11 protein-coding genes and 1 tRNA gene are annotated in these 10,981 nt (G+C 69.9%); 5 read left to right on the forward strand and 7 right to left on the reverse strand.

The window, feature by feature from the left end:
- Genes ACI8U3_RS03440 through ACI8U3_RS03460 form a run of 5 tightly spaced genes read right to left on the reverse strand, consistent with a single transcriptional unit; the run spans position 1 to position 2,910 of the window.
- Positions 1-549, reverse strand: a complete 549-nt coding sequence (locus ACI8U3_RS03440) for a GNAT family N-acetyltransferase (protein ID WP_415013463.1) — start codon at positions 547-549, stop codon at positions 1-3.
- Entirely contained in the window at positions 501-935 is a 435-nt protein-coding gene (locus ACI8U3_RS03445) for a DUF1178 family protein (protein WP_415013464.1), read from the reverse strand. The genes ACI8U3_RS03440 and ACI8U3_RS03445 overlap by 49 nt, the downstream gene beginning before the upstream one ends.
- Complete coding sequence (locus tag ACI8U3_RS03450; protein ID WP_415013465.1) at positions 932-1,774, reverse strand: carbon-nitrogen hydrolase family protein; 843 nt, start codon at positions 1,772-1,774, stop codon at positions 932-934. The genes ACI8U3_RS03445 and ACI8U3_RS03450 overlap by 4 nt, the downstream gene beginning before the upstream one ends.
- Entirely contained in the window at positions 1,774-2,031 is a 258-nt protein-coding gene (gene grxC / locus ACI8U3_RS03455) for a glutaredoxin 3 (RefSeq protein WP_415013466.1), read from the reverse strand. The genes ACI8U3_RS03450 and grxC overlap by 1 nt, the downstream gene beginning before the upstream one ends.
- 60 nt (positions 2,032-2,091) lie before the next feature.
- Positions 2,092-2,910, reverse strand: a complete 819-nt coding sequence (locus tag ACI8U3_RS03460; protein ID WP_415013467.1) for a ComF family protein — start codon at positions 2,908-2,910, stop codon at positions 2,092-2,094.
- On the opposite strand from ACI8U3_RS03460, the gene ACI8U3_RS03465 reads away from it, so the two are divergent.
- Positions 2,909-3,805: a methyltransferase domain-containing protein gene (locus ACI8U3_RS03465; RefSeq protein WP_415013468.1), complete on the forward strand. Its 897-nt coding sequence runs from the start codon at positions 2,909-2,911 to the stop codon at positions 3,803-3,805. The genes ACI8U3_RS03460 and ACI8U3_RS03465 overlap by 2 nt on opposite strands.
- A 10-nt stretch (positions 3,806-3,815) precedes the next feature.
- On the opposite strand, the gene ACI8U3_RS03470 is transcribed toward ACI8U3_RS03465, so the two are convergent.
- A tRNA-Leu gene (locus tag ACI8U3_RS03470) sits at positions 3,816-3,900 on the reverse strand.
- Positions 3,901-3,954: 54 nt separating this feature from the next.
- Entirely contained in the window at positions 3,955-4,710 is a 756-nt protein-coding gene (locus tag ACI8U3_RS03475; RefSeq protein WP_415013469.1) for a TonB family protein, read from the reverse strand.
- A gap of 215 nt (positions 4,711-4,925) precedes the next feature.
- Here ACI8U3_RS03475 and rimP point away from each other — a divergent pair, with 215 nt between their 5' ends.
- The 4 genes from rimP (at position 4,926) to infB (ending at position 10,960) form a co-directional block, all read left to right on the forward strand.
- Positions 4,926-5,492, forward strand: coding sequence for a ribosome maturation factor RimP (rimP, locus tag ACI8U3_RS03480; RefSeq protein WP_415013470.1), 567 nt, complete (start codon positions 4,926-4,928; stop codon positions 5,490-5,492).
- Positions 5,492-7,267: a transcription termination factor NusA gene (gene nusA, locus ACI8U3_RS03485; protein ID WP_415013471.1), complete on the forward strand. Its 1,776-nt coding sequence runs from the start codon at positions 5,492-5,494 to the stop codon at positions 7,265-7,267. Before rimP ends, nusA begins: the two co-directional genes overlap by 1 nt.
- Before the next feature lie 18 nt (positions 7,268-7,285).
- Positions 7,286-7,981: an RNA-binding protein gene (locus tag ACI8U3_RS03490; protein WP_415013472.1), complete on the forward strand. Its 696-nt coding sequence runs from the start codon at positions 7,286-7,288 to the stop codon at positions 7,979-7,981.
- Between the two features lie 78 nt (positions 7,982-8,059).
- Positions 8,060-10,960: a translation initiation factor IF-2 gene (gene infB, locus ACI8U3_RS03495; RefSeq protein WP_415013473.1), complete on the forward strand. Its 2,901-nt coding sequence runs from the start codon at positions 8,060-8,062 to the stop codon at positions 10,958-10,960.
- The last annotated feature ends 21 nt before the right edge of the window (positions 10,961-10,981 follow it).

The raw sequence follows: 10,981 nt of genomic DNA on the forward strand, positions 1-10,981 counted from the left end.
TCAAATGCGCCGGATCATGTAGACGGCGTCCTCGCCATAGCTGACCAGCTTTGCGGCCATGGCGTGTGAAGGACGCGGCTCGAACCCCTGGCGCGCCCAGAAGGGCGCCGCGCCGTTGACCGCCGTCAGGGAGACGGCGCCCAGTCCGGCTGCCCGTGCGGCCTGAACCGCCAGCGCGGCCCCCTGCGCCGCGTGGCCGGTGCCCCTGACCCGCGCCGTCAGCGCCAGATCGTGCAGATAATAGACATTCGCCTCTTCGGGCAGGCCGGGCAGGAGGGTGTTGAGGGCCGGCGCCGCGTCCAGCATCCACGGATAACCCACCAGATACCCCGCCACCGCCTCCGCCGCATCGCCCAGCACCCTGCATCCTTTCGGATAAAGCGCCAGACGATTGGCGAAACAGGCCCGGTCCTCGGGGTGATCGGGAAAGGCCTCGGCCGCCACCGCCACGACCCCGTCCAGATCGGCCTCCGTCATGGGCCGCCAGCTTAGCGGCGGCATCAGTTCGCCGTCTTCGGGTCGATGGGCGCCGGGGGCAGGGGCGCGCACGGCACCCCGTCCTCCTTCAGGGCGCGCACCTCGGCGGGCGTGGCGTGGCCGTATATGCCGCGCTCCTCGGATTTGCCCTCGTGAATAGCCCGCGCCTCGCTGGCGAAGGCGTCGCCCACATTGTCGAAATTGGCCTCCACATGGGCGCGCACCTGACCGGCGGCCTCCAACATCATGGACTGCACCTTTTTCGCCGCTTCCGGATCAGGCGCGGACCGCTTCGTGCCCGCCACGGCCGGGGCCATGATCTGCTTGGCCACCTGATGCGAGCCGCAGAACGGGCATTCCACCAGCCCGCGCGCCGCCTGATCGTCATAGTCGGCAGACGAGCCGAACCAGGCCTCGAAGCCGTGGTCGTTCTCGCAGGAAAGAGCGTAGCGGATCATGGGAGGGATGCGGGCGGATCAAAATCGCGGTCGTGGGTCAGCTGCGGCACCGCGCGCCGGGCCCGGTCCACCGCCTCCATGTCCAGATCGGCCATCAGCACGCAAGGCTCGTCGCCCTCCGCGCGAGCCAGCACCTCGCCCCACGGCCCCACGATCATGGACCGGCCCCAGGTCTTGCGCCCGTCCTCATGCTCGCCGCCCTGCGCCGGCGCCAGGATGAAGCAGCCGGTCTCGATGGCCCGGGCGCGTAACAGGGTCTCCCAGTGCGCCTCGCCGGTGGGGCGGGTGAAGGCGGCCGGAACCGCGATCATGGCCGCGCCCGCCTTCGCCAGTTGCCGATACAGGTGGGGGAACCGCACGTCGTAGCAGACCGTCATCCCCAGCCCGCCCCAGGGCGTGGCCGCCACCACCGCCCCGTCGCCGGGCCGGATGACCGAGGATTCCTTCCAGCTTTCTCCGTCCGGCAGGGTCACGTCGAACACGTGCAGCTTGTCGTAGGACGCGACGATCTCGCCGCCGTCGTCGACCAGCAGGGACCGGTTCGCCGCCCGCCCGTCGCCCTCGCGGTCCGACCTGACGATGGCCGAGCCGATCAGCAACCAGACGCCCAGCTCGCGGGCGAGGTCGCGCAGACCCCTCACCGCCGCGTCCGCGTCCTGATTCGTCACCGCCTGTTCGCGGCCCTCGCGGCGCTGCTCCAGCAGGTTCACCCCTTCGGGTGTCAGGATCAGTTTCGCCCCGTCCGCCGCCGCCTGACGGATCAGGGGGGCCACATGATCCAGCGCCGCCTGCTGCGTTGCGGGCGTGCGGGTCTGGATCAGGGCGACGCGCAGGGTCATCAGGCGGCCAGAAGTTCGTCCAGCCCGCCGCGGGCGTCCAGCGCATGCAGTTCGTCGCTGCCGCCCACATGGGTGTCGCCGATGAAGACCTGCGGGAACGTCCGGGCGCCGTTCGCGCGCTGGATCATCTCAGCCTTCTTCTCGGGATCAAAGGCGGCCTCGATCTCCTCGAAGTCCGCGCCCTTGCGCTCGAGCAGCGCCAGGGCGCGCACGCAATAGGGGCAATAGGGTTTGGTGTAGATGACGACCTTGGCCAATTCGCAACTCCTTCTGGCGCCATATCTAGGGTGTCGGCGCCCCGGAGTTAAGCGTCTCGATCACTCCAGGGTTCGCGCCGTGCGCACACGGGCCACCACCGCCAGGTCCACCGCCCGCGCTCCGGCCGCCATCAGGGCCCTAGTACAGTCCTCCGCCGTGGCCCCGGTGGTCAGCACGTCGTCGATCAGCAGGATGCGCCGCCCCTTCACCGCTTTTCGTCCCGCCTCGGTCACCGAAAAGGCCGCGCGTACGTTCAGCCGCCGCCCCCGAGCGCTCTTGCCGCCCTGGCTGTCCGTGGGCCGGGCCCGCACCAGAGCGTCGGGCAGATAGGCCAGCCGGCTCATGCGGGCCAGGGGCCGGGCGATCTCGGCGGCCTGGTTGAACCGGCGCGACATCAGGCGGAAAGGGTGCAGCGGTACCGGCGCGATCGCATCAGCCTCCTCAATCAGGTCCGCCGCCGCCCGGCTGATCCATCGGGCGAACAGGGGCGCATGCTCGTGCCGGTCCCCGTGCTTGAACTTCAGGATCAGGTCGCGCGAGGCGTCGTCATAGACGCAGGCCGCCCGCGCCCGCTGAAAGGCGTAGGGCTTGGCCAGACACGCCGCGCAGCGGTCCGCCGCAAAGGCGCCCCCGTCGAACTCGAACCCCGCCCCGCAGCCGTCGCACACGGGCGCTTCCAGAAAGGTCGCCCGGCTGAACCCATCCGCCGTCAGGCCCGCGCTTCCGGCGGGCTCGGCGGCGTCCCAGGCTACGGGCGGAAACAGCGCGTCCGCCGCCGTGCGGCCCATAGCCGTGGCTATGCGCCGGGCCGCCGCACCCAGTTCAGGCAAACGCGCGTCTTCCCATCGCCGCCGCCAGCCGCCATCTAGAAGGCTCATGTCCGCCCCCGCTTCCCCTTCGGCGCCCCCGCGCCTGTTCGATCCCCGCCGCCGGGCCGCCCGGCTGGCCCGCGCCGCGCGCCGTTTTCCGGACGCCGACTTCCTGCATCGCCGGGCCGCCGGGCACATGGCCCAGGATCTGGAATTCATCTTGCGCGACTTTGACGCCGCCGTCGACGTCTCGGCCCACCCCGGCCTGTTCGAGGCCGTGGCGCGGGAGGAGGGGGCCGCCCGCCTCGGCGCCGTGTCGGTCATCGAGGACGCCGCCGTGCGCGCCCAGCCCGCGGCCGCACACCTGCCCGTCGCCGACGGGTCGGCGGACCTGATCGTGTCGGTGCTGTCGCTGCACTGGTCCGACGACCTGCCCGGCGCCCTGGCCCAGATCCGCCGCGCCCTGAAGCCCGACGGCCTGTTCCTCGGCGCCCTGTTCGGCGGGACGACCCTCAACGAACTGCGCGGGGTGCTGACCGAGGCCGAGCTTGAAATCACCGGCGGCGCCCAGGCCCGCGTCTCGCCCTTCGCCGACGGCTTCGACGGCGCGGCGTTGCTTCAGCGCGCCGGCTTCGCCTTGCCCGCCGTGGACGTGGATCGCATCACCGTGCGCTATCCGGACCTGCCCGCCCTGGTCCGCGACCTGCGCGCCATGGGCGAGACCAGCGCCCTGGCCGGACCCGCGCGCCCCGTCCGCCGCGACGTCCTGGCCCGCGCCGCCGCGCTCTACGCCGAGCGCCACGCCGACCCGGACGGCCGCCTCCGCGCCACCTTCGAAATCATCCACCTGACCGGCTGGGCGCCCCACGACAGCCAGCCGAAACCCGCCCGCCGGGGCTCCGCCACCGTGCGTCTGGCCGACGCCCTCAACACCCGCGAGATCACGGGCGAGGAAGGCAGCTAGTTTTCGGAAATGGTGCGGGTGGTCGGACTCGAACCGACACTCCTTGCGGAACCGGATTTTGAGTCCGGCGCGTCTACCAATTCCACCACACCCGCGACAGAGGGGCGTCTAGCGGATGAACGCCGGGCTTGCATCCGCTTTCTGCATTGTCAGCTCAATTCCCAGCGGATCGTGAGATGGACCATGCCCCGGCGGGGATCCGCACCCTGCTGCGGAGCCGCCTCGAGCCGGTGGCGCCGGGCGGCCCGTAGCGTGGCCTCTCCGAAACCCATGTCGGGGGGTGTCTCCGACAACAGGCGGCAGTCTTCGAGCGTGCCGTCCCATCGGGCCACGCAGGCCACATGCGCCACGCCGCTGGTTTCGGAGGCGGCCGCCTCCAGAGGATACAACCTCTGAATGACCGAGGCGTTCGGCCTGCTGGCCCACTGGGGGGCGGAGATGAGCGGCAGGGCGTCGCGCGAGTCGGTCAGGGTGTCGCCGCAGGCGTTCAGGGTGTCGGCCAGAGGGCGCGTGTCCGACGGGAGATTCAGTTCGAACCTCTGGCTGGGGGCGTCGTCCCCCGTCACCCGCAGGGACAGGCTGGAGGCGCTCATCAGGGCGCGAGAGAATCTGGCGGGGTTGCGCGCGAAGACCGTACGGCCGTCCGCAGACGCCGACCAGGTTTCCACGGCGGTTTCCCCATCGTTGAAGCTGTATTCCGCGCGAGCGAAGCCGCCTTCCACCGGCGCCGCCAGGGGCGTCAGAAGGGCCAGCTGGCCGGCGTCGCAACGGGCGAACAGAATGGCGCCCGACGGCCATCGCGCCACGGCCCCCACCATTCCCTGTTCGTTATAGGCGGTCCAGTCCTGAGACACCGCCGCACCGGCGGACGCCAGCAGGATCGCAGCCGTCATCATCACGCGCATAATTATCCCTCCCTCTTGTCCGGCGCTCCCCCGCCGGTGAACCCCGATCATACCACGGCGCAGGCGCCATCGCGCATCGTCTCATTCGCAAAAAGGATGACAAGGCCCCCGTGCTGGCCTATATGGCCGCTCACATCGTTATCGACGGGCGTCGGACGACGCTTTTCGGAGCGGCGGCCGCAAGGTCCGCCGCTTTTTTGTTGGAGTGCATGGCCTTGCGGGCGAAGACGGCCGAAGACCGCATGCTGATCGAGCTTCTGGACCCCATCGCGGAAACGCTGGGGCTGGACATCGTGCGGGTGCGCCTGATGGGCGGCACCCAGCGCCGGCGCCTGCAGGTTATGGCCGAACGGCCCAGCGACCACGACATCTCGGTCGAGGAATGCGCGCGGCTCAGCCGGGCCATCAGCGAGGTGCTGGACGCCGCCGATCCCATCGCCGGCGAGTATCTGCTGGAGGTCTCCTCGCCGGGCATCGACCGGCCGCTGACCCGCCTGATCGATTTCCAGCTGCTCGAGGGCCACGAGGCCCGCCTCGAGACCGACCGCATGGTCGAGGGGCGGCGCCGGTTCCGGGGCCTGCTGGCCGGGGTCGAGGACGCCGACAGCGCCGATCCCATGGTGGCCGTGGATCTGGAGGGCGAGGACGACACCGCCCTTCTGCCCTTCGCCTGGCTGTCCGAAGCCAAGCTCATTCTCACCGACGCCCTGCTCAAGCGGGGCGAGGATATCCGCCGCAATCGCGGCGACACTGACCCTGACCAAACAGAGGACGAAGCCTGATGGCTGTCACCGGAATCTCCGCCAACCGCATGGAGCTGCTCTCCATCGCCAACGCCGTGGCCATGGAGAAGAACATCGACAAGGAGATCGTCATCGAGGCGATCGAGGAAGCGATCCAGAAGGGCGCCAAGTCGCGCTACGGCGCGCACCACGACATCCGCGCCAAGATCGATCCCAAGACCGGTGAACTGGCCCTGACCCGTCACGTGACGGTGGTTGAGGACGACTGGCAGCCCGAGGACGAACTGGAGGAGTTCAACGACTCCGCCATGGTGCGCCTCAAGGACGCCCAGAAGCGCGACCCCGAAGCCGAGGTGGGCAAGGAATACGTCGAGGAGCTGCCGCCCTTCGACTTCGGCCGTGTGCAGACCCAGATGGCTCGACAGGTGGTCATGGGCAAGGTCCGCGAGGCCGAGCGCGCCAACCAGTACGAAGAGTTCAAGGATCGCGTCGGCGAGATCGTCAACGGCACGGTCAAGCGCGTCGAATACGGCAACACCATCGTCGATCTGGGCCGGGGCGAGGGCGTCATGCGCCGCGACCAGTCCATCCCGCGCGAGGTGTTCAACATCGGCGACCGCATCCGCACCTACATCTATGACGTGCGCCCCGAGGTGAAGGGCCCGCAGATCATGCTGAGCCGCGCCCACCCGGGCTTCATGGCCAAGCTGTTCGCCCAGGAAGTGCCCGAGGTCTACGACGGCGTCATCGAGATCCGCGCCGCCGCCCGCGACTCCGGCTCGCGCGCCAAGATGGCCGTGCTGTCAAACGACAGCTCCATCGACCCCGTCGGCGCCTGCGTCGGCATGCGCGGTTCGCGCGTCCAGGCCGTGGTCGCCGAGCTGCAGGGCGAGAAGATCGACATCATCCAGTGGAACCCCGACGAGCCCACCTTCATCGTCAACGCCCTGGCCCCCGCTGAAGTGGCCAAGGTGGTTCTGGACGAGGAAGCCGGCCGCGTGGAAGTGGTCGTGCCGGACGAGCAGCTGAGCCTCGCCATCGGCCGCCGCGGCCAGAACGTGCGTCTGGCCTCCCAGCTGACCGGCTGGCAGATCGACATCATCACCGAAAGCCAGGACTCCGAGCGTCGCCAGCGCGAGTTCGCCGAGCGCACCCAGCTGTTCCAGGACGCCCTGGACGTGGACGAGGTCATCGCCCAGCTGCTGGTCACCGAAGGCTTCGCCACCGTCGAGGACGTGGCCTTCGTGGAAGCCTACGAAATCTCCGACATCGAAGGCTTCGACGAGGAGACCGCCGAGGAGCTGCAGGCCCGCGCCAATGACTACCTGAGCCGTCAGGCCGCCGAGATGGATGCGAAGCGCAAGGAGCTGGGCGTCGAGGACGGCGTGCTGGAAGTCCCCGGCGTGACCCTGCCCATCGCCGTCGCCCTGGGCGAAGGCGGCGTCAAGACGGTCGAGGATCTGGCCGATCTGGCCACCGACGAAATCCGCGGCGGCTTCGAGGTCAGGAACGGCGAGCGCGTGCGTGTGCCGGGCGTTCTGGAAAGCTTCAATCTGCCCCAGGAAGACGCCGAAATGCTGATCCTGCAGGCCCGCGTGGCCGCCGGCTGGATTGACGCGTCCGAACTGCCCCAGCCCGAGCCGGAGCCCGAATACGCCGAGGAAGAGGGCGAGGGCGTCTATGACGAGGCCGAGGCCGTGTTCGGCGGCGAAGGCCAGGCCGGCGAAGGCGACGAGGGTGTCGAACAGGCCGAACTGGCCGAGGGCGACGCGGAGGTCTTCGCCGAAGACCTCGAAAAATCCCGCGACGCGTGATGGGAGCCGCAACCGTCCATGAGCCTCGCCGCAGCGACATCAGAGCGTGAACGCCGCGACCTCGTCACCCGCGAGGTCATGGAGGAATCACGCCTGATCCGCTTCGTGGCCGGGCCGGACGGCGCGGTGGTCCCGGATCTGGCGCGCAAGCTGCCGGGCCGGGGGCTGTGGGTGGCGGCGGACCGCGTGTCCGTCTCCACGGCCGCCGCCAAGGGCCTGTTCGCCCGCGCCGCCAAGGCCCCCCTCAAGGCCGCCCCCGACCTGGCCGATCAGATCGAACGACTGCTGGTGCGGCGCTGTCTGGAGCAACTGGGTCTTGCGCGGCGCGAAGGCGCGCTTATCTCGGGTTTCGAGAAAAGCATGGCGGCGATCCGCGGCGGTCAGGCCGCCTGGATCGTAGAGGCCTCGGACGGCGCGGCGGACGGCCGCGGCAAGATTCTGGCCCTGGCCGCTCACCAGCCCAATCCCCCCGAAGTCTGCGGCGCCTTCACCGCCGAAGATTTGGGTTTGGCCCTGGGGCTGGAAAATGCGATACATGGCGTCCTGCTTGCGGGCGGGCGGGCTGATCGCTGGACCCAGGAGGTCGGGCGACTGGCGGGATTTCGACCGCTCCGACCCCAGGACTGGCGTCAGGCCGGGTCTTCGGACCGGCCCGCCGCCGCGACTGAGAGCGGGCCAGCGGGAGCCTTCGACGGGCGCGGCTCCGTTTCCTGAAAGGGAAGCGAGGCCACGCACGGCTGTTTGTGTTTTTGAACCAATGGGCGGGCGACCGCCGCGAGTAAAAGCGACCGGATGAGCGACGAGAACGACAACAAGACCGACGGCAAGCCCCAGGGCGGCAATCAGGGCGGAACCCCTTCCACGACGGGACCGCGCGCGCCGCTGAGCCTGCGGCCGCGCCAGGCGGGCTCGGTGTCCACCGGCACGGTGAAGCAGAGCTTCAGCCATGGCCGGTCCAAGACCGTGGTCGTCGAGACCAAGCGCCGCGTCGGCGCCACGCCGGGCGTTCAGCGTCCGCAGGGTTTCGACGTGGCCCGCAACCGGCCCGCGCCCGCCGCGCCGTCGGCCCCGCCGGCTCGCGCGCCGCGCGCCGAGGGCCCCGGCGGTCTGTCCGCCGAGGAGATGGAGGCCCGTCGCCGCGCCATCGAACTGGCCAATCGCGAACGCGCCGAGCGTGAGGCCCAGGCCCGCGCCGAGCAGGAAAAGGCCGCCCGCGACTCTGCCGCCCGCAAGGAGGCGGAGGCCGCAGCCAAGGCCGCCGCCGAAGCGCCGGCCAAGCCGGTCGAGGCGCCCAAGGCTGCTGAGCCCGCGCCTGTCGAGGCCAAGGCGCCCGTCGCGCCCAAGGCTGAGCCCGAAACGAAGACCGAAGCGGCGCCGGCTGCGCCCAAGCCCGATCTGTCGGCGCCGCCCAAGCGCGCGCCGAAGGTGAATTTCGGCCAGCGCGTCCCCCGCAAGGATGCGCCCCGCGAGCGGCCTCAGCCGCCGGCCTTCGGCGGCCAGTCCGCGCGTGAGGCGGCCATGAGCGGCCGCCCGGATTCGGCCCCCTCGGCCGCCCCCACAAAGACCGTCCGCTATTCCGCCCTGGCGCCCAAGCCGGCGCCCGGCGCCGGCCGCTCCGAGGGCGGACGCGGCGCGCCCGCCGCGCGCGGCGCTCCGAACCAGCCCCCCGCCACGCCCGAGGTGGCCCGGCCCAGCCGCGCCCCGGGCGCCGGGTTCGGCCGCGCCCGTGAGGACGATCGCGATCGCCGCGACGCCAAACCCGTGTCGCGCGGCAAGGGCGAGCCCAAGCGCCGCGAAGGCCGCCTGACCATCCAGGCCCTCGCTGGAGGCGATGAGGACGCGGCCGAGCGCATCCGTTCGCTGGCCTCGGTCCGCCGGGCCCGCGAGCGCGAAAAGGAAAAGCGCAAGGGCGGCTCCACCGATGCGCCGAACCGTCCGCGCGAAGTGGTCATTCCCGACATCATCACCGTGCAGGAACTGTCCAACCGGATGGCCGTGCGCGGCGTCGACATCATCAAATTCCTGATGCGTCAGGGCCTGATGATGAAGATCACCGACGTGATCGACTCCGACACCGCCGAACTGGTGGCCGACGAGTTCGGCATGAGCGTGCGCCGTGTCTCGGAATCCGACGTTGAGACGGGCTTCCTGTCCGATGAGGCCGACAAGGACGCCACGACGCCGCGTCCGCCGGTCGTCGCCATCATGGGTCACGTGGACCACGGCAAGACCAGCCTGCTGGACGCCCTGCGCACCACCGACGTGGCGGGCGGCGAGGCCGGCGGCATCACCCAGCACATCGGCGCCTATCAGGTCCGCCTGAAGGACGACCAGCGCGTCACCTTCCTGGACACGCCGGGCCACGCGGCCTTTTCGGCCATGCGGGCGCGCGGCGCCAATGTGACCGACATCGTCATCCTTGTGGTGGCGGCCGACGACGGCGTCATGCCCCAGACGGCGGAGGCCATCAGCCACGCCAAGGCGGCCGGTTCGCCGATCATCGTGGCGGTCAACAAGATCGACAAGCCTGACGCCAATGCGCAGAAGGTGGTCAACGAGCTGCTGCAGCACGAGATCGTGGCCGAAAGCCTGGGCGGCGACACCCAGGTGGTCGAGATCTCCGCCAAGAACCGCACCAATCTGGACGGTCTGATGGACGCCGTCCTGCTTCAGGCCGAACTGATGGACCTGAAGGCGGACCCCGAGCACCGCTCCGAAGGCGTGGTTATCGAGGCCAAGCTGGACAAGGGCCGCGGCCCGGTCGGCACGGTTCTGGTCAAGCGCGGCACCCTGAAGCGCGGCGACATCGTCGTGGCCGGCTCCGCCTGGGGCAAGGTCCGCGCCCTGCTTAACGAGCGCAACGAACAGCTGGCCGAGGCCGGCCCCTCCACCCCGGTCGAGATTCTGGGTCTGGACGAGGCGCCGGATCCCGGCGAGCCCTTCGCCGTGGTCGAGAGCGAGGCCCGCGCTCGCGAGATCACCGAGTTCCGCGCCCGCAAGAAGCGCGAGAAGGCCACTGTTCCGGCCGCGGTCTCCCTGGCCGACATGATGTCCAAGCTTCAGGACAAGAAGGTCTCGGAACTGCCCGTCCTCATCAAGGCGGATGTGCAGGGCTCGGCCGAGGCCATCGTCGGCTCGCTGGAGAAGATGGGCAACGAGGAGGTGCGCGCGCGCATCGTCCACGCCGGCGCCGGCGGTATCACCGAGAGCGACGTGACCCTGGCCAAGTCGGCCGGCGCGCCGATCATCGGCTTCAACGTCCGCGCCTCGAAACAGGCCCGCGACCTGGCCGACAAGGAAGGCGTGGAGATTCGCTACTATGCGATCATCTACGACCTGCTTGACGATCTGAAGGGCGTGCTGTCCGGCATGCTGGCGCCGATCCAGCGCGAGACCTGGCTGGGCAACGCCAAGGTGCTGCAGGTGTTCGACATCTCCAAGACCGGCAAGATCGCCGGCTGCCGGGTGTCCGAGGGCGTGGTCCGCAAGGGCGCCAAGGTCCGTATCATCCGCGACGACGTGGTGGTGCTGGAACTGGGCACGCTCACGACGCTCAAGCGGTTCAAGGACGAGGTCAACGAGGTGCCTTCGGGCCAGGAGTGCGGCATGCATTTCCAGGGCTTCCAGGACATCAAGGCCGGCGACTACATCGAGTGCTTCACCGTCGAAGAGATCAAGCGCACGCTGGACTAGGTCAGGGTCTCCTCCCCACGC

It is taken from the genome of Brevundimonas sp. (assembly GCF_047617075.1).
Lineage (GTDB): Bacteria > Pseudomonadota > Alphaproteobacteria > Caulobacterales > Caulobacteraceae > Brevundimonas.

What these genes read in the sequence shown, in the direction of transcription:
- ACI8U3_RS03445 (WP_415013464.1), bottom strand. Translation starts at nt 935, where the DNA reads ATGATCCGCTACGCTCTTTCCTGCGAGAACGACCACGGCTTCGAGGCC.
- ACI8U3_RS03450 (WP_415013465.1), bottom strand. Translation starts at nt 1,774, where the DNA reads ATGACCCTGCGCGTCGCCCTGATCCAGACCCGCACGCCCGCAACGCAG.
- ACI8U3_RS03465 (WP_415013468.1), top strand. Translation starts at nt 2,909, where the DNA reads ATGTCCGCCCCCGCTTCCCCTTCGGCGCCCCCGCGCCTGTTCGATCCC.
- ACI8U3_RS03460 (WP_415013467.1), bottom strand. Translation starts at nt 2,910, where the DNA reads ATGAGCCTTCTAGATGGCGGCTGGCGGCGGCGATGGGAAGACGCGCGT.
- ACI8U3_RS03475 (WP_415013469.1), bottom strand. Translation starts at nt 4,710, where the DNA reads ATGCGCGTGATGATGACGGCTGCGATCCTGCTGGCGTCCGCCGGTGCG.
- nusA (WP_415013471.1), top strand. Translation starts at nt 5,492, where the DNA reads ATGGCTGTCACCGGAATCTCCGCCAACCGCATGGAGCTGCTCTCCATC.
- ACI8U3_RS03490 (WP_415013472.1), top strand. Translation starts at nt 7,286, where the DNA reads ATGAGCCTCGCCGCAGCGACATCAGAGCGTGAACGCCGCGACCTCGTC.
- infB (WP_415013473.1), top strand. Translation starts at nt 8,060, where the DNA reads ATGAGCGACGAGAACGACAACAAGACCGACGGCAAGCCCCAGGGCGGC.